This is a genomic window from Jeotgalibaca sp. MA1X17-3, assembly GCF_021513155.1.
Lineage (GTDB): Bacteria > Bacillota > Bacilli > Lactobacillales > Aerococcaceae > Jeotgalibaca.
The window spans coordinates 1,246,747-1,265,804 of the sequence record NZ_CP090983.1; the positions used below are offsets into that span (position 1 = coordinate 1,246,747).

The following is a 19,058-nucleotide window of genomic DNA, read 5'->3' on the forward strand; positions in this document are numbered from 1 at the left end:
ATACAATTTTTTAGACGGAGAGGGATCAATATGGAACTAAAAGAGAAGTTAGAAGGACTTCGATTGCAAGCATTAGAAAAGATTAAAAACTCTGAAAACTTGAAAGAACTAAATGATTTTCGAGTTGCCTATTTAGGGAAAAAAGGACCAATTACAGAAGCCTTGAGAGGGATGAAAAATCTATCTCCAGAAGAACGACCGGTGATTGGTACATTAGCGAATGATATTCGTGACGAACTAAGTGCAACCATCCAGACTATTCGAGAAAATTTAGAAACACAAAAATTAGCAGAAGATATTCAAAAGGAAAAAATAGATGTAACGTTACCTGGTAAACAAGTACAAATGGGTACCAAACATGTCCTTACTCAAATTCTTGAAGAAATTGAAGATTTATTTTTAGGGATGGGATACCAAATTGTTGATGGTCCAGAAGTGGAATTAGATGAGTACAACTTCGAAAGAATGAATCTACCAAAAGATCATCCAGCTCGAGATATGCAAGATACTTTTTATATTTCAGATGAAGTGTTGTTACGTACGCATACTTCTCCGGTTCAGGCTCGTACAATGGAAAAACACGATTTTTCTAAAGGCCCACTAAAAATGATTAGTCCTGGAAAGGTTTATCGTCGAGATAATGATGATGCAACACATTCCCATCAATTTACTCAAATTGAAGGGTTAGTGATTGCGGAAGGAGTTACCTTAGCAGATTTGAAAGGTACTTTAGACTTATTTGCTAAAAAGTTATTTGGTGATGACCGTGAAATTCGATTACGTCCTAGTTATTTTCCTTTTACCGAACCATCTGTTGAAGTAGACGTGAGTTGCTTTAAGTGTGGCGGAACTGGATGTAATGTATGTAAAGGAACCGGTTGGATTGAAATTTTAGGATCTGGAATTGTCCACCCAAATGTATTAGAAATGTCTGGAATAGATTCAACAAAATATTCTGGATTTGCTTTTGGTATGGGGCCAGAACGTGTGGCTATGCTGAAATATGGGATTGATGATATTCGTCATTTCTATCAAAATGATATCCGGTTCTTGAATCAATTCAAAGTAAAGGAGCAGTAATCGATGAAAGTTTCTTATAAATGGTTAAAAGAATATATTAATTTGGAGGGAATTACTCCTTCCGAACTTGCTGAAAAAATGTCTAGAACCGGTATCGAGGTAGACGATTTGTTAACACCTGGAAAAGGGCTATCAAAGCTGGTTGTTGGAGAAGCACTACAAGTAGAAAAACTACCAGAAAGTGACCATTTGAAAAAATGTTTAGTAAATGTAGGAACTGATGAACCCATCCAAATTATTTGTGGAGCACCCAATATTGCTGAAGGTCAAAAGGTCATTGTTGCTCTTCATGGGGCTCGTATTTCTGGAAACACTAAAATTAAAAAAGGTAAAATTCGTGGTGAAGTTTCTAATGGAATGATCTGTTCGTTAGATGAGTTAGGTTATTCAGATAGTGTTATTCCTAAAAAATATACAGAAGGAATCTATGTGCTTCCAAGTAGTGCTACACCGGGAGAAAATCCACTTTCACTCTTGGATTTGGATGATTCTATTCTTGATTTAGATATCACACCTAACCGAGCAGATGCCCTAAGTATGAGAGGAGTTGCTCATGAAGTTGCAGCTATTTATGGAAAAGAAATCCAGTTTCCTGCAAAAGAAACTTCAGAAAAAAAGGTACGATTGACCAATATATCCAAGTTGAAGTAGAAAATGAAGTGGATACACCTGCATACTATATTCAAGTAATAAATAATGTACGAGTAAAAGAAAGTCCGTTGTGGTTACAAACAAAACTAATGAATGCAGGAATGCGTCCTGTAAATAATGTAGTTGATATTACTAACTATATCCTTATGGAATATGGCTAACCGTTGCACGCATTTGATTACGATAAAATTGGATCAAAAGAAATTAAAGTTCGTCGGGCAGCAGAAGGAGAAAGCTTGAAAACGTTAGATGGTGTTGAGCGAATAATGAATCCTTCTGATATTGTTATTACGAATGGTACACAACCCATAGCATTAGCTGGAGTAATGGGAGGACATGATTCTGAAATAACAGAAGAAACGGTTACAGTAGCACTTGAATTTGCTATGTTCGAGGCCGTATCCATTCGCAGAACAGGAGCTAAATTTAATTTACGAAGTGAATCGAGCGCACGCTTTGAAAAAGGAATCAATACCGGTACCATTCAAGAAGCTGGTCAACATGCTGCTCAAATGATGCATGAGCTGGCGGGTGGTACCATTGTAGAAGGTACTGCAGCGGCAACTTCTTTTGTTTCAAAAAATCAAGAAGTTTCGATTACTCTAGAAAAAATTAATCGTACATTAGGAACCGATATTGATCAAGATCAGGTAGATACGATTTTAAACCAACTAAGCTTTGAACATACAATGGTAAATAATAAAATAGTTATTTCTATTCCGCCTCGAAGATGGGATATTTCTATTGAAGCAGATATTATAGAAGAAGTAGCCCGTATTTATGGATATGATCGTCTTCCTTCTACTTTGCCAGTTACACCATCTATTCCTGGTGAGTTAACAGCTCAACAAACACTAGTACGTATGTCACGTAATTATATGGAGGCAGCTGGACTCACACAAAATATTAGTTATGTACTGACTACTGCTGAAAAAGCAATTCAGTATTCCCAAGATGGTGATCAAGCAGTAAAATTAGCTTGGCCAATGAGTGAAGATCATAGTACCTTGCGAGTAAACTTACTGTCTAGTCTACTAGAAAATGCATCCTACAATATGGCTAGAAAAAATTCTGATATTCAATTTTATGAAATTGGAAAAATATTCCTTCCTAGAAAGGGAGAACGCCTTCCTGAAGAATCAGAACGGATTGCAGGAGTACTGAGTGGATTAACACAACAAAAAAATTGGCAAACCGAATCGGAAACAGTTGATTTTTATTATGCGAAAGGAATCATCGAGGAATACTTTACCCTTTTAGGTGTAAACGAAAAGATTCGTTTTGAAGCTACGGAGAAAATGGATTGGATGCATCCAGGCAGGACTGCTCATATTTATCTAAATGAAAACATAATTGGGTATGTCGGACAAATTCATCCAAATACGGCAAAAGAATATGACTTAGCTGAAATGTATGCATTTGAATTAAATATGGATCTTCTCTTAAATGAAGATAGAGAAATAGTTACCCAACAAACCATTCCAAAATATCCAGGGACGAATCGTGACTTGGCAATATTAGTGGAAGAAACTATAACTCATCAAGACATTGCTAAAATAATTACAAAATATGCTGGAAAATATCTAACAGATATTCAACTTTTTGATATTTATCAAGGAAAAGGAATTGCTGATGGAATGAAATCAATGGCGTATTCCCTTTCGTACTTGAATCCAAATGCTACATTAACGGATGAGGATATTCATCCATCTGTTGAAAAAGTAGTGGAAGCTTTACAAGAAGAATTAGGTGCGATTATTCGATAGAAAAAATAGGACAGAGGCGTTTTCGCCCTTGTCCTATTTTTTTGAAGAAATTTTGAAGTATGTCTATTCTTTACTTAAAACAATTGCTTTTTGTGTATTAGCAAAATGGATTTTTGCTGTCCTTTCAAGACCTTCCATACCATAGCGGTTATAGATTTTAGCAGCAACTCGATCACTTTGAATTCCAGCACCACTGGGAAGTCGGATTCCAACTTCTTCTGAAAGTTCATCCAGTGATTTTAAGAAATGATAACGAGCAATAATCGAGGCTGCTGCAACTGCTAAATGACTTGATTCGGCTTTTGTTTTAAAATAGACATTCTCGAGAATTTGTTTCTCTTCATCCTCAATATGTTTTTTGTATGTAGAAGGTAATTCAAACTGATCAATTAGAATTGCTTCTGGATGAATAGGATCTATTTGTTTGAGAAGCTTTAATAATGTGTGATTGTGTAAAATTGCTTTCATTTTCCCTTGTGACATAGTTGGTTGGATTTCATTGTACTTTTGAGGAGTCACAACGGTAAGAGCATACAGTACTTGTGTTTCTAGCTGTTTTGCAATTTGGATAATTTGTTGATCGTTTAAATTCTTGGAATCACGTACGCCTAATGATTTTAAAAGGGAGTGCTGTTCCTTAGGTGCATAGACAGCACAAACGGGAAGGGAACCAAAGTAACTTCCATTTCCAACTTCATCACTACCTATAATAGACCACTCAGAAAAATGATCTGGAAGTGAAGAAGAGGAAGCGGTTCTAGAAGGTTTAGATACACCTTTTTTTAACGAAGGTTGATCGAGACTTTGCCAGTTGCTTGCTTCTTTTTCAGCATTTTTCCCTTGGAAAAGAACTTTTCCTGATTTGTATGCAGTAATAGTAGTGTCATTTTTTTTAGCAGTAAAGACACTGTAGGGAATAGAGGAAACCATTGAGGAAGAATAGTATGACTTCATTTTTGAAAGTATTTTTTTATCTATTTGAATTACCATTTGTGACATGTATGAGACTCCTTTTTTATTAATATTTCTATTCTAACATAAGGAGGATTATTCATGAAAAAAAGATACAATAAAATCAACCAGTTGTTTTTACTGTAATGTCAATTAAAACATGGTAAAATATATTAGATGTAGTATTACAAGGAGGATGGAACATGACGGACAATAAACGTCGCTTTAAAACAAAAATCGCAGGTAGAAATTATACGATTTTAGCGAAGAAGCCAGCGATGCATTTACAAGCAGTATCTGAGATAGTTAACAGTAAAATCATGCAAATTAAAGAAGCAATGCCTGCTTTGGATGTTGAACAACGATCAGTTTTGGTCACTATTAATACGATTTCAGAAATGATTGAAAAACAGGAAGAAGTCGAACATTTAAAAGAAATTATCACTAAATTAGAAAAAATAAATGAAACTCAGCAAAAAAAGATACAAAATTTAAATCAATCAGAAGCAAATGTTTCCCAAGCAAAGATTCTAATCGAACCGGTTGAACAAGAAAAAATTGAGAAAAAACAAATTTCTCCTAGGAAGCAAAAAAAAGCTTCCTCACGTTTTGTCAGGCCGACGACGACATCTGGAGTAGTTTTGCAAAGAGCTAATATGAAAGATAAAAGAGAGAATAAAGAGATTCCTCCTTATTCGAAGAAAAAAGAGAGAGCACGTTAAACAAGACTAACGGCCCACAGGAGAAAAGGTGATTTTATGTTAACGTTGATTATTATGTTCATTTTGTTTATTGGTATTTATTCTGGAGTAAGAAGAGGACTTCTTTTACAATTGATTTATACAGTAGGGTATATAGTTACTTTTTTTACAGCACGTGAGTATTATGTAAGGATTGCGGATAAGCTAGAAATGCTTGTTCCATATCCCCAACCAGGAATTGGTGAAAGTATGCCTTTTTATAGTGAATTACAAGTCTTACATTTAGATGTCGCTTTTTATAATGCATTAGGATTCTTAATTATTATCGTAATAGGTTGGTTTTTAACTCGGATTGTAGGGCATATGCTTTCATCACTTACTTTTCTACCAATTATTAAACAGGTAAATTCTATCGGTGGAGGTATTTTAGGGTTCGTTATGCAGTATGCTGGAATTTTCCTCTTGCTGTATTTTTTGACTTTGATTCCTCTGGATTTTATACAGAATTTATTAGATCAAAGTAAGTTAGCAACATGGATTATTTCGAATACACCGTATCTTTCTAAAACCATTTTTAATTGGTGGGTAGGAATGATTTCCTAATCTCAAAAATATTAATTCAACCAGTAAAGGGGTGATGAGGTTGAATTCTAAAATCTTAAAAACACTTGAATTTGATAAAATAAAACATCAGTTAATGAAACATGCATCTACTGAAAGTGGTAAAGCAGAAATTCTTTCCTTACTACCGTCTCCTAACATCGAAAATGTACGAATATTACAAGATGAGACAGAAGATGGATGCAAAGTAGTTCGTTTGAAAGGTGGATTACCAATTCCACGCTTGAAAGATATACGAATGCATTTAAAAAGATTACAAATTGGTGGATCCCTAAATGGAAAAGAAACGGCTAAAATTGGTAGGGTCTTACGTACTACTAAAGAAGTAGTCGATTTTTTCCGTTGGTTTGAGGAAAATGAAGTTGAATTTAATCGTCTAACAGAAATTGTAGAACAGTTGATTGATTTACCTGATGTTCGTAAAAGAATTATTTCTTCTGTTTCAGATGATGGGGAACTATTAAATGAAGCTAGTGTAGAACTAAATCGAATTCGTAATGCAATCCGAACTAATGAATCATCTATTCGATCGAAGCTTGATGAAATCATTCGTGGGAAAAAAGCTCAATATCTGAGCGATGCAATTGTGACCATACGAAATGATCGTTTTGTAATTCCAGTGAGACAAGAACATAAAAATTCTTTTGGTGGAGTCGTTCATGACCAAAGTGCAACAGGGCAAACTCTTTATATTGAACCTCAAGTAGTATTAGACTTGAATAATAAACTTCGCTCTTTACATGCACAAGAAAAACAAGAAGAAGAACGGATTTTATATGAAATTTCAGCAGAATTAGAACCGTACATTCATGAGTTACAGCTAAATAATGGTGTGTTGACCCATTTAGACGTTATCCATGCAAAAGCTCGTTACGCGGACAGTATGAAGGCGACAAGGCCTCACTTGAATGGAGACAACCATATTGCTATTTGGAATGCTCGCCATCCATTAATTGATCCAGAAGATGTTGTCCCAAATGATTTAATTTTAGGTGAAGAATATCAATCCATTATTATAACGGGTCCCAATACAGGTGGAAAAACAATCGCATTAAAAACCTTAGGAATAATTCAATTAATGGGGCAAGCTGGACTACAGATTCCTGCTACAGAAAACAGTCAAATTGGTATTTTTAACGAAATTTTTGCCGATATTGGTGATGAGCAATCAATTGAACAAAACCTAAGCACATTTTCTTCACATATGACAAATATTGTTTCCATTATCGATCAAATAGATGAAAAAAGTTTAGTATTGTTTGATGAACTAGGATCTGGTACCGATCCTCAAGAAGGTTCGTCACTGGCAGTATCCATTTTAGATTATGTAGGTAGTAAAAATAGTTACGTCATGGCAACTACTCACTATCCAGAATTAAAATTATACGCATACAATCGACCCGCGACTATCAACGCTAGTATGGAATTTGATTCTGTTTCACTAGCACCTACTTATCGACTCCAAATTGGAGTTCCAGGAAGAAGTAACGCGTTTGATATTTCAAGAAGACTTGGTCTTCCCGAACAAATTATTGAACAAGCAAGTGGGTTTATTGAAGAAGATAGTCAAGTTCTAAATGAAATGATTGCAGATTTGGAACAAAAACGTCGTAAAGTTGATCAAGAGTCCCTTCGACTCAATCAAGAATTATCTGAATCAGAAGGTTTATTGAAAGAATTGAAGGTTAACAAAGAGAAATTTGAAGAGTCTAAAGAGAAATTTTTAGAAGAGGCTCGTAACGAAGCAAATAAAATGGTAGACACAACTCGTGAAGAAGCAGAGTTTTTGATGCAAGAAATTAGAGAGATGCAACTGAATCTCAAAAATAATACAACTGTAAAAGAACATGAGCTAATCGATTTACGCAAACAATTTGGAAATTTACGAAAAGGAGAACCACTCGAAAAAAATAAAGTTTTACAAAAAGAAAAAGAAAAAAAACGTCTTCAAGCAGGTGATGAAGTACTTGCACAAGCATTTAGCTAGCGAGGAGTGTTATTGGATGAATCTTCACCAGGTGAATGGGTTGTTCAACTGGGAATCATGAAGATGAAAATAAAAGAATCGCAGCTTACAAAATTGGAAGAAGAGCCAGTACAACAAAAGGGTCGAAGTAAGAGGAAAATTGCAAGTGTTAAAATGGCTTCTGATAGCCATGCTTCTACTCAATTAGATCTGAGGGGACAGCGATATGAAAATGCATTGGCAGCATTAGACAAGTATTTAGATGAAGCGTTGTTAGCAAGCTATCCCCAAGTAACGATTGTTCACGGAAAAGGAACAGGAGCGCTTCGAGAAGGGGTAACAGATGCTCTAAAAAGACATCCACAAGTAAAATCATTCCACTTTTCACCACCAAATGCGGGTGGGAATGGCGCAACGGTTGTTATATTCAAAGGCTGAGCAGAAAAATAGCAGTCTGTTTTATGCTTTGTTATAATAAGAGTATACAAATTAAAAAGGGGGATAATAATGGTTAAAGCAATTACAGATGCAGAATTTAAAACAGAAACAGACGAAGGTGTAGTATTAGTAGATTTTTGGGCAACATGGTGTGGACCTTGCCGGATGCAATCTCCAATCATCGATGAGTTGGATACAGAAATAGGCGATAAAGTTAAATTTATGAAAATGGATGTAGACGAAAACCCATCTACTCCTCAAGAATTTGGAATAATGGGAATTCCTACTCTATTAGTTAAAAAAGATGGAGAAGTTGTAGAAAAATTAGTTGGATATACGCCAAAAGAAGCTCTTGAAGAAATTCTTGAAAAATATACGAACGCGTAAATAGAATGTTTGAAAAGAACCTTGGAAGCTATGAGCTGACAAGGTTCTTTCTTTTTTACTAGGTATACTAGGTTTATAATGGAAAAAACATAATAAATCATGCATACTAGTAATAGGATAATTATTTTTTGAAAGGATGGGATCATATGAAAAATGCACGAAAATGGATGGGACTTTTTTTCCTTCTCATTCCTGTATATCGCTACGTAAGTAATTGGCGTGAAGAAGAAAAAAGAAATGAATTAAAAAATTAAAAAGGAGCCGAAAACAATAAAATGTTTTCGGCCCTTTTTTAGCTAATTCCATGTACTCTTTTTACTTTCATACCAATCATAATTCCATTCCCTGGATCCCTGATTTTTAAGCAATGGTCTAGATTTGTAATGGTTTCTTCGGTTTGTGATTCAGGAGTAACAAGTAACAAAAGATCTTTTTCGGGTTCTAATGCTACAGAAAGAATCGTTTGTTTTTCATGTTGGCCAGATCCACGACCTTTTAAGAAGGTTCCTGAGCTTGCACCAGATTTCTGTACTGCCTCAATAGCTTTTCCACTTTTACCTCTATCCATAATGGTAATAATTGCTTGATATTCCATATTTCCCCCTCCTTTTATTACTGATTTCAATTCATTGTATCACAATAAGGTGATTCTTCGGAATATTTGTTATAATAAAAAGAGAAGGAATAAATTAGTAAGGGAAGGTAATATGAATAAAAAAGCAATTGGATTCTTGGATTCTGGTGTTGGGGGACTAACTGTTGTCAAACAAGCGATGAAGCAGTTACCTAATGAATCAATTTATTATATTGGTGACTCCGCACGATGTCCATACGGTCCCAGACCTCCTGAAGAAGTACGTAGATTTACGTGGGAATTAACTCAGTTTTTATTAAAAAAAATATAAAAATGCTTGTAATTGCTTGTAACACAGCAACAGCAGTTGCATTAGAAGAAATACGTGACCAAGTAGATATCCCGGTAATTGGGGTAATTATGCCTGGAAGTAGAGCAGCAATTAAGTACTCTACGAATCATCGAATCGGAGTAATTGGAACAAAAGGAACAATTGATAGTAAATTATATGAAAAAACATTAAAAGAAAAGGATACAAGTATTGAAACATTTGGACTTAGTTGTCCGAAGTTTGTTCCTCTTGTAGAGAGTAATCAAATACAAAGTTCTATTGCTAAAAAAGTAGTTTCAGAAAGTTTGCAACCTTTAAAAAACCTTCACTTAGATACATTAATTTTGGGGTGCACTCATTATCCGTTACTACGATCTCTGATTCAAAATGTGATGGGTAGCTCAGTGACGTTAATTGATTCTGGTGCAGAAACGGTTTCAGAAGTCAGTACATTACTCGATTCTTATGAACTCGCTGTTCATTCAAATCCCGAAAATAAAATAGAACGTCATTTTTATACAACCGGTTCACCTCTTTTGTTTAGAGAAATTGCAGAAGAGTGGCTAGAAAATAAAGAGTTTACTGTTGAGAAAGTTATACTATAAAATCATTTTAAAAAAGGAAGAAAATAGATGATAGAAAAACAAAAAAAGATATTAATTGCGACTAGGAATAAAGGAAAAGCTAAAGATTTTTCTCTTCTTTTAGAACCGAAAGGCTATATTATTGAAACGTTATTAGATTATCCTGAAGTGCTTGATGTAGAAGAAACTGGATATACATTTGAGGAAAATGCTCGTCTGAAGGCGGAGACAATTAGTAAAGAATTTGGATTGCCAGTATTAGCAGACGATTCTGGAATTATAGTGGATGCATTAGAAGGCCAACCGGGAGTATATTCTGCTCGTTTTGCTGGTCCACAAAAAAGTGATTCTGCAAACAATGCGAAAGTGCTTGCTATGCTTGGTGAAATGAATCATGTGTCACGAACGGCTCACTTTCATTGTACATTAGTATTAAGCCGACCTGAAAAAGAAAGCCTAGTAGTTGAAGGCGTTATTGAAGGGGAGATAGCAAAGTTTCCGTCAGGAAATAATGGATTTGGTTATGATCCTTTATTTTATATTCCAGAATTAGGCAAAACAATGGCTGAACTGACTGATCAAGAAAAAAGTGAAATAAGTCATCGAGCTGTTGCAATGAAAAAATTAAATGAAAAAATTGATTTATGGATGGTGTGAGAATGCGTTTAATTATTGTTAGTGATAGTCATGGAAATAGTAAGATTCTAAATGAAATAGCATCACGTTACATAGGGAAAGTTGATGCTTTCGTCCATTGTGGTGATTCTGAACTAGATAGCTCCAATTCAATCTGGAATACGATGGATACTGTATCAGGTAATTGTGACTTTGATTGGAATATGCCGGATATTTATGTGAATAATCAAATTGAGTATCCCTACCTAGTGGTTCATGGTCATCAGCATGGAGTGAAGTATTCTCTGGAACAACTGAAACAGGAAGCAAGAAATCAAAACGTGAATTTTATTTTTTATGGACATACTCATATTATGAAGTTTGATAAAGAAGATGGAATATTTATAATAAATCCTGGTAGTATTAGTCAACCTAGAGGACAATTAAAAGAAAAAACCTATTGTCTTTTGGAAGTAACAGAGGATAAAGTCTCTATTCAAGTGTTTAATGATACTCACTCCGAGCTTCAGGCATGGAATGAAACATGGTCTCGCCAAAAATGAGTATGAAAAAGAGATGGATGAATGAGGTGGGGGAAAATGATTAGCAATGAAATCCAAACATTACTACTTGAAGAAAAGGGCAGTGACTTTATTATTAGTAGTGAAAATGTAGCAAATGTAAACTGCAATAACAATCTTTATCACGCGCTACTAGTTCTTTCTCAAGTGAAGTATTCCACTATTCCCGTTTTGGATAATCAGTCTCATATAAAAGGATTGATTTCTATGCCTATGATTATTAATGCCATTATGGGAATTGACGCCATTCGTTTTGAAGAAATGGAAAAATTACGAGTAGAAGAAGTAATGAGAAAAGAAGTTCCTACAATATTAAATACTTCAGATTTAGAGGACATTTTACGTAAACTAACAAACAATAATTTTTTATGTGTTGTAGATGAAAATGAAGTATTTCTTGGAATTATTACGAGAAAGGAAATTCTGGGACGTGTGAATCATTTAGTGCATGAATTGCATCGTCAATATAATTTGACTGCAAAAGATTTTGCTGGAATAAAAAAGTAAAGAAAATAAAAAGTGGTTGCAAATTTCATTGCGACCACTTTTTTTATTTTCTATTCTTCTCTTATGATATTTGGAGTAGGCATTTTGATTCCAGCTTTTTGGAATGCATCTAAGTATTCCTTTAAGAAAAGATGTTGGATTTGGAACTGTTCGCCATTTAATGTATAAAACATAATTTGGTAGGAAATTAAACCATTTCCTATATTCGTAGGTCCAAAATAAGTAGGACCCTTTATAATTTCAGGATGGTTTGGTATGGTTTTTTCATCTACTTTTTGCATAATAGAATTAATTAAAGCTAAATCTGTATCTGGATAGAGCGTCAAATCAACATTTGCACGCATTTCATTACGGGAATAGTTGCTGATTACTTCAATTGTATGATTCGGAAGAAAATATAACGTTCCATCAAATCCCTTAATTTGTGTGGAGCGTAGACCAATTGACACAATATTTCCTGATATATCACCTATTTTTACAGAATCACCTGCATCAAATTGATTTTCTAAAAGAATAAAAAACCCGTTAACAATATCACTAATAAATGATTGAGCTCCTAGACCAATTGCGATCCCAGTTATTCCTGCTCCGGCCAGTAAAGTAGACACAGGTATCCCGATAATAGAAAGAACACTATAAATGATAAAGAAGGCAATGATATAACTAACCGCATTGTCTAGCATTTTATAAATAGTTCCTGAACGATTTTCTGAAGTAATAATTCTTCGACCTTTTCGTTCGAATGTTCGTTTCAAGACTGATTTAATTACCCGTTTTAAGATTGCAAAAAAAATAAGAATCAAAATAATATAGATTGCTTTTGTGATTATTTCGGAAATAACACTGGACCATTCGATACTATCCCACCATCTAATGAAATAATTTGAAGATTCTACAACGTTTTGTATAGTATCATCTACTGCATTAGTATTCGTACTGCTTAAAATGAACATTTTTTTCCTCCTTAGTAATTTTTGTGTAAACACTAAAACAGACTATCATGATTTATCTTTGTCGTCAAAAAGAAAGTAGCAATTATGATTGATTGTTAAAAGGGGTATCAATGGAATAAACAAAAATCTTATGGTATCATTTTATTAACATATCACGTATATAGAAAAAAGTATTTTCTACTTTTAAGACTATTTACGAATAAATGAAAAGGAGTGAGGTTAGTATATGTCATGGGGTGAAATAGCCGGTTTAATAGCGGCATTAGCATTTGTAGTATTGGTGGTCTTTTTAGTTCTTGCTATTCGAAAGGCAACAAAAATATTAGATGATGTTTCAAAAATTGCAGAAGAAGCAAATAGTAGTATTTCTATAATTACTAAAGATGTAGATAATCTTTCCATTGAAGTAGAAGGTTTATTGAATAAAACGAATACATTGATGGATGATTTAAATGGTAAGATTAGTAAAATTGATCCATTATTTACTGCAGTTGGGGATATAGGTGTTACAGTTTCAGATGTAAATCAATCTACCCGAAATTTAGCAAATACCATTACAAGTGGAAGTTCTGGAAAATCTAAAAAAAGTTCCACAATTAGTAAGTTAGGAAGAACGGCAACAACATTAAATCGTCGCCGAAAAGAGAAAAAAGAGTTAAAAGATAGCGATATTACTGTATACTAATAAATAGATAAGAATTTTATTATCTCAAATTGATTATAAGGAGAAATGCAAAATGAGTAAAAATGACGGCGGATTTGTATTAGGAGCAATTATAGGGGGAGCAGCAGCAGCGGTTACTGCTTTACTATTTGCTCCAAAACCAGGAAAAGAATTACGTGAAGACATTACAAATGAATTAAATAACTTAATGGATAGCGCTCATGACTATGCTGACATTGCAGTTGAAAAAGGTAATGAGTTAGTTGATGTAGCTAAAGAAACAACAGGAGATATCAAAGTTAACTTGAAAGATACAACAGCTAATTTAAAAACTCAGTTTTCTGATACATCTAAAAGCATGTCTGAAGATTTTAAAAAAGCAAAAACAGAATTAGATAAATCTTTTCATGATGTAAAAGGAAAAGCAACAGATGCTAAAGAGATGGCATCTCAAATTACTGAAGAAGGTAAAGAAGAAGCTTCTACAGTGAATGAAAAAGTAGTAGATGATGCAACTAAAGCAGCAGAAGATATAAAAGCATAAAAAGTCATTCAAAAAAGAGCTAGGACGAAATTGTCCTAGCTCTTTTTTATTTTAAATGCTTGTATGTATCTATATCTGTTGGGAATGAAGTAAAAGAATGGAAACCTACTTCATCTAAGTATCCACAATCTTCTATACGAACTCCAACATCATCCGTAATATAAATCCCTGGCTCGATTGAAAAACACATATTTTTATCTAATTTTAGCTTGTTTCCGGACATAATAGAAGGGTATTCATGAACACTTTGTCCTAAACCATGTCCCAGTCGATGATTGAAGTAGACACCATATCCTTTATTAGTTATTACATCACGGGCAATTGCATCTAACTCTTCTGCAGTCATCCCAATCTGTACCTGTTGCATCGCTTGATCATGAGCCTTTAGTACCGTTTCATATACCTCTCTTTGATGTTCGCTTGGCTGATCACCAAAGAATAAGGTTCGGGTGACATCGCTTGTATAGCCATTATGTACGACACCTAAATCAAATAGGACAAATTGATCTTTCTCCAACCGATTGTTTCCTGGTTCACCATGAGGACTAGCAGCATTTTTTCCAAAAAGAACCATCGTATCGAAACTCATTTGCTTAATTCCGCGTTTTTTTAATTCATACTCAATCTTTGCTACTACTTCTAATTCAGTGATTCCAACTTTAAGTGTTTCTGCACCAATTCTTAGTGATTCGTCAGCCCAATATCCTGCCTGTTTCATTTTTTCAAGTTCAGAAGGATTTTTTTGTAATTTTAAAAGTTCAAGAGTATTAGAAAAATCATGGTTATAATGACTTTCAGGGAAAGCAGATTCTAAATACTCCTTTTTCAAAAGAGTAAGATAGTTTTTTTCTATTGCCCAATTTAATAAAGAATGATTTTCTTTTGAAAGTTTATTTTTAATAATTTCCCATGGGTTTTCTGTATCTAAATAGCTAAATACTTCAAAATCTTCTACAATATTTTTAGCATCTTTTTCGTCTAAAGCAGGTGTGAACAAAAAGGAAGTACCATTTTTTAAAATAATTGTTGCCAAGATTCTTTCATGCGGATCGCTTCGAAAGCCGGTTAAAAAATAAACTGTATTTGGATTATCAAAAAAAGCAATATCAACATTTTCTTCCATCATTTTGTTAATTATTTTTTGTATAGGTTTTTTCATCTTTTCAGCTCCTTTTATAAAAGTATAACATATAGAGAAAATAAACCGGTTTATGAAAAATGAAAGAAGTTTTTGAAACTTTCATGAAAACACTCTTAAAACGCTTGCAATATTATTAAAAGAATGGTAAATTTTTTCTAGAGACAATTTAAAATTAATTTTTAAAAATTAAATAAAATAAAAATAAATGGAGGAATCACTATGGACAAACAAACAATTACAATTTATGATGTTGCGCGTGAAGCTAATGTTTCTATGGCAACTGTTTCAAGGGTAGTCAATGGTAACCCGAACGTAAAACCATCTACACGTAAAAAGGTATTAGAAGTTATTGAGAAATTAGATTATAGACCGAATGCAGTGGCTCGTGGATTGGCAAGCAAGAAAACAACAACGGTTGGAGTAATTATTCCAGATGTTACTAATTTATTCTTTGCTTCTCTAGCAAGAGGGATAGATGATATTGCGACGATGTATAAATATAATATTATTTTAGCAAATTCAGATGAAAATGAACAAAAAGAAACACAAGTATTGAATACGCTACTTGCAAAACAAGTTGATGGAATCATTTATATGGGAAATACTATTTCAGAAGAACTTCGTGCTGAATTTTCCCGATCGAGAACGCCAGTTGTATTAGCAGGTACAGTGGATCCAGAACAACAAGTTGGTAGTGTAAACATTGATTATATTGCAGCAACCGAAAATGTTTTGAGTAAAATGATTAAAAATGGTGAGAGTAAAATTGCCTTTGTTTCAGGTCCGTTAAGCAATCCTATTAATGGTCAGTATCGTTTGAAAGGATATAAGAATGCTTTACTTTCTGCAGGGATCGCTTTTGATGAAACGTTAGTATATGAACGAAAAACGAATGTAGAAAATGGTGAAAAATTAGCACAGCAGCTAATTGAAACAGGAGTTACAGCGGCATTTGTTTCTGATGATGAGCTAGCAATTGGCTTATTAAATGGACTGATTCTTTCTGGTGTGAATGTACCAGAAGAATTCGAAATCATTACAACAAACAATTCTAAAATTGTTGAAATGGCACGTCCAAAGCTAAGTTCTATTATGTTGCCACTTTATGATATTGGTGCTGTATCCATGCGTCTTTTGACTAAAATTATGAACAAAGAAGAAGTAGATGAAAAAACAATTACTTTGCCATACAAAATTGCATACCGAGGTACTACAACTGATTCGTTGGAACAAGAGTAAAACTAACTAAATAAAAATAGAAAAAACGGAGTGGGGATCAACTCCCACTCCGTTTTTATTAGAATAGAGGGAAGGGTGATTAATCGTCATCCTTCTCTTTTTCTGCTTCTTCTTTTTTCTTTTCTTCTTCTTGCTTTTTCTTTTCAGCGTCAGCTTTAGCTTTTTCTGCTTCTTGTTTTTGTGTATCTTCTTGTTTTTTCTTAGCATCTTCTTGTTTTCTTTTTTCTTCTGCTTCTTTTTTCGCTTGTTCTTCTTTAGCTTTTTTCTCAAACTTATCCCAGAAAAGATTTTTTAAGTCATTCTGGTTGGCACCAGGTACAAAATCATATGTAATTGCTTTAGGTAAGTTATCGGATTTAAAAATTTCGGTATTTTTACTGCCATCAATGTTTGCAGTAATAGAAGTTCCAGGAATCGCTACTTTTCCAGGAAGGGTTCCTGTCTCTGCAACAAATTGGGCCTCCACGATTCCTTCTGGTTTTGCATGTGTCAATTCTGTTCCAAACACTTCTGGATCTACTTCATTAATTTTATTAGCAATGAGAGACCAATACCGCATATTGTTGGAAGAAGGGGCACCTGTGCTATTTGGATCATAGAATGTATGCTTTTCTATGGCATTATTATAACCTACCCAAGAACTGAGAGTAACGGTAGGTGTACTACCAATAAACCAATAGTCTTCATTAAATTCTGTTGTACCAGTTTTAGCTGCAAAGTCAGCACTAAAGTTTAAATACCCATTTACTTGATTAGAAAAGCCTAAATTAATAACATCACGAAGGATATCTAACGTTAAGTAAGCAGCTTGAGGGGAGAACACTTCAACGGGTTCAGACTCATGTTGAAAAACAAGATTACCATTTGCATCTTCTATTTTTTCAATTAAATATGAATCAATAAATTTCCCTTGGTTAGCAAATACGCTAAAAGCATTGGTTTGCTCTTCAATAGAGGTCAAAGTTGATCCTAATGAAAATGCAGGATTTATTTTAGTATCGTCAATCTTTTTATAATTCATTTTATCCATAAACTGATAAGGTTCCATTCCATTGGTTAACATTTCATAATAAAGTTTGGCTGTCGGGTTGTTCATTGAGTTATACAATGCTTTACGAGCAGGTACTAACGTATTTGAAATAACTCCACCAATGTTAGAAACATCCCACTCACTGCCATCTGGCTGAATAATTCCTGTACGACTATCGGGTAACATCGTAGCTGGTGTAATGAGATTCATTTCTATTGCTGGACCATAAACGGCAAGTGGTTTGATCGTTGAACCAGGGGAACGATAGGCATCAAAAGCATGGTCGTTTTGATCAATCGAAAAATCTCGTCCACCAATAAATCCTAGTATTTTTCCAGTCTGGTTTTCTATCATAATACTACCTGATTGTGCTAATTCCGTTACTTCCATCGTTTCTCCGGTTTCTTCATGGATGTAAGTGTCTATAAAGGTAGGCCCAAGATTTCCACCATACTCAGCTACTGCTTGTTGCATAGCTGCGTAGATATCTTTATTAATTGTAGAGTATACTTTGTATCCGGAACTATTTAGTAACGTCTGGTTGCGGAAATAATATTCATTATATAAATCTACATTTGCATCTAATTCCTCAAATGTTAATCCATTTTTTTCTGCTTCTTGTGTCATCAGAACTTCGATCGTTTGTTTTTCAACTTGTTGGTAAAGATAATTATTTTGATTTAAATCAGATTCTTGTGCAGTAATGAAGTCTTGTGTAATATCATATGCGATTGCTTCTTCATATTCCGCTTTTGTTATTTCTTCTTCTGCATACATTCGGTAGAGAACAGCTTGCATTCGCTCAACACCTTCGGATGTATCCTCTTTTCTTTCACCTTCAACGGTAAAAGGAGTATATCCATATGGATTTTGAGGTAAACCAACAAGGAATGCTGCTTGTGGTAAGGATACTTCATTGGCTTTTACACCAAAAATTCCTGTGGCTGCTTCTTCAATTCCAGCTACATTTGAACCTGCACTATTTCTACCAAAAGGAGAAACATTCAAATAGGCTGTTAAAATTTCATCTTTATCAAAATAATTTTCTAGACGCATTGCTAGTAATATTTCATTTGCTTTTCGTGAAAAAGTTACTTCACTGGATAAAATTTGTTGTTTGATGAGTTGCTGGGTAAGGGTAGAGCCTCCCGTTGTTTCACCAATTCCTGTTGCTTCCGTTATTAATGCTCGAAGAACTGCTTTTGGAACGATCCCATTGTGCTCATAAAAATATTCATCCTCTGTCGAGATTAAGCCTTTTTTGATTAAAGGAGAAATTTCTTCACCCGTCACCATCGTCCGATGCAAATCTGTCCGGATTTCTGAAATTAAATTTCCATCATTATAATGCATGCTAGAGACTAGTTCTACATTTCCAATAGCTTGCGCCATTTCTTCTTCTGTCGGTGGTTTTTCTTCTGAAATTAATGCTGCAAAGAATCCCATTCCTGTTCCTAACCCTAAAAATCCAATTAGAGATAGTAAAACAACTAGTACAATCATCATATTTTTAAAAACTCCGTAAATGATGTTAAAGCCAAACGCACCTGTTTTTAAGCCTTTTTTAGCCAATGCTTTTCCTTTTTCAGAAGTGTCATTATCAATATAGGCTTCCTTAAGTTTAGTTGCTTGAAGTTGTATCTGTCTTTTTGATTTTTTAAAAATAAAACCATCTTGGAATAAAAATTATTCCATAATTCCTTTACTTGAGCAAGGAACTCGTCGAATTTAGGT

The 19,058-nt window shown here is 34.2% G+C and carries 14 protein-coding genes and 4 pseudogenes; 13 read left to right on the forward strand and 5 right to left on the reverse strand.

Features of this window, described 5'->3' with window-relative positions; all coding sequences use genetic code 11:
* The first annotated feature begins 30 nt into the window (after positions 1-30).
* Both pheS and pheT read left to right on the forward strand, forming a co-directional pair.
* Positions 31-1,080: a phenylalanine--tRNA ligase subunit alpha gene (pheS, locus tag LZ578_RS06250; protein WP_235144267.1), complete on the forward strand. Its 1,050-nt coding sequence runs from the start codon at positions 31-33 to the stop codon at positions 1,078-1,080.
* A 3-nt stretch (positions 1,081-1,083) separates the two neighbouring features.
* A pseudogene (pheT, locus tag LZ578_RS06255) lies at positions 1,084-3,497 on the forward strand (phenylalanine--tRNA ligase subunit beta).
* A gap of 63 nt (positions 3,498-3,560) precedes the next feature.
* Here the strand turns inward: pheT and rnhC are convergent.
* A complete protein-coding gene (gene rnhC, locus LZ578_RS06260) occupies positions 3,561-4,496 on the reverse strand; it encodes a ribonuclease HIII (protein WP_235144268.1) in 936 nt (311 codons plus the stop codon).
* 155 nt (positions 4,497-4,651) lie between these two features.
* On the opposite strand from rnhC, the gene zapA reads away from it, so the two are divergent.
* The 4 genes and pseudogenes from zapA to trxA all read left to right on the forward strand — a co-directional run bounded on the left by zapA (position 4,652) and on the right by trxA (position 8,561).
* Positions 4,652-5,170, forward strand: a complete 519-nt coding sequence (gene zapA, locus LZ578_RS06265) for a cell division protein ZapA (RefSeq protein ID WP_235144269.1) — start codon at positions 4,652-4,654, stop codon at positions 5,168-5,170.
* Between the two features lie 36 nt (positions 5,171-5,206).
* The gene (locus tag LZ578_RS06270; RefSeq protein ID WP_235144270.1) at positions 5,207-5,752 is read left to right on the forward strand and encodes a CvpA family protein; all 546 of its coding nucleotides are present in this window, start codon (positions 5,207-5,209) and stop codon (positions 5,750-5,752) included.
* 40 nt (positions 5,753-5,792) lie between these two features.
* Positions 5,793-8,174, forward strand: a pseudogene (locus tag LZ578_RS06275) (endonuclease MutS2).
* A 69-nt stretch (positions 8,175-8,243) separates the two neighbouring features.
* Positions 8,244-8,561 (forward strand): thioredoxin, encoded by a 318-nt coding sequence (gene trxA, locus LZ578_RS06280; RefSeq protein WP_235144271.1) that lies wholly within the window; start codon positions 8,244-8,246, stop codon positions 8,559-8,561.
* Between the two features lie 292 nt (positions 8,562-8,853).
* Here trxA and LZ578_RS06285 read toward each other — a convergent pair whose 3' ends face one another.
* Positions 8,854-9,156: a hypothetical protein gene (locus tag LZ578_RS06285; RefSeq protein ID WP_235144272.1), complete on the reverse strand. Its 303-nt coding sequence runs from the start codon at positions 9,154-9,156 to the stop codon at positions 8,854-8,856.
* A 112-nt stretch (positions 9,157-9,268) separates the two neighbouring features.
* Between LZ578_RS06285 and racE the strand changes: the two are divergent.
* From racE to cbpB, 4 genes and pseudogenes are all read left to right on the forward strand, one after another.
* Positions 9,269-10,071: pseudogene (racE, locus tag LZ578_RS12695) on the forward strand (glutamate racemase).
* Between the two features lie 30 nt (positions 10,072-10,101).
* A pseudogene (locus tag LZ578_RS12700) lies at positions 10,102-10,707 on the forward strand (XTP/dITP diphosphatase); the annotation flags it as partial.
* Positions 10,708-10,709: 2 nt separating this feature from the next.
* On the forward strand, positions 10,710-11,228 hold the full coding sequence (locus LZ578_RS06300; protein WP_235144274.1) for a metallophosphoesterase: 519 nt from the start codon (positions 10,710-10,712) through the stop codon (positions 11,226-11,228).
* Positions 11,229-11,264: 36 nt separating this feature from the next.
* Positions 11,265-11,753 carry a cyclic-di-AMP-binding protein CbpB gene (gene cbpB / locus LZ578_RS06305; protein WP_235144275.1) on the forward strand — a complete coding sequence of 163 codons (489 nt, stop codon included), beginning with the start codon at positions 11,265-11,267 and terminating at the stop codon, positions 11,751-11,753.
* A gap of 50 nt (positions 11,754-11,803) precedes the next feature.
* Here cbpB and LZ578_RS06310 read toward each other — a convergent pair whose 3' ends face one another.
* A complete protein-coding gene (locus tag LZ578_RS06310) occupies positions 11,804-12,706 on the reverse strand; it encodes a mechanosensitive ion channel family protein (RefSeq protein ID WP_235144276.1) in 903 nt (300 codons plus the stop codon).
* A 226-nt stretch (positions 12,707-12,932) separates the two neighbouring features.
* Between LZ578_RS06310 and LZ578_RS06315 the strand changes: the two genes are divergently transcribed.
* Positions 12,933-13,391, forward strand: a complete 459-nt coding sequence (locus LZ578_RS06315) for a DUF948 domain-containing protein (protein WP_235144277.1) — start codon at positions 12,933-12,935, stop codon at positions 13,389-13,391.
* A gap of 52 nt (positions 13,392-13,443) precedes the next feature.
* A complete protein-coding gene (locus LZ578_RS06320) occupies positions 13,444-13,914 on the forward strand; it encodes a YtxH domain-containing protein (protein WP_235144278.1) in 471 nt (156 codons plus the stop codon).
* Between the two features lie 46 nt (positions 13,915-13,960).
* On the opposite strand, the gene LZ578_RS06325 is transcribed toward LZ578_RS06320, so the two are convergent.
* The gene (locus LZ578_RS06325; protein WP_235144279.1) at positions 13,961-15,073 is read right to left on the reverse strand and encodes an aminopeptidase P family protein; all 1,113 of its coding nucleotides are present in this window, start codon (positions 15,071-15,073) and stop codon (positions 13,961-13,963) included.
* 201 nt (positions 15,074-15,274) lie between these two features.
* Between LZ578_RS06325 and ccpA the strand changes: the two genes are divergently transcribed.
* Positions 15,275-16,294 (forward strand): catabolite control protein A, encoded by a 1,020-nt coding sequence (gene ccpA / locus LZ578_RS06330; RefSeq protein ID WP_235144280.1) that lies wholly within the window; start codon positions 15,275-15,277, stop codon positions 16,292-16,294.
* A gap of 79 nt (positions 16,295-16,373) precedes the next feature.
* Here the strand turns inward: ccpA and LZ578_RS06335 are convergent, their stop codons facing one another.
* Positions 16,374-18,896 (reverse strand): transglycosylase domain-containing protein, encoded by a 2,523-nt coding sequence (locus LZ578_RS06335; RefSeq protein ID WP_235144281.1) that lies wholly within the window; start codon positions 18,894-18,896, stop codon positions 16,374-16,376.
* Between the last annotated feature and the right edge of the window lie 162 nt (positions 18,897-19,058).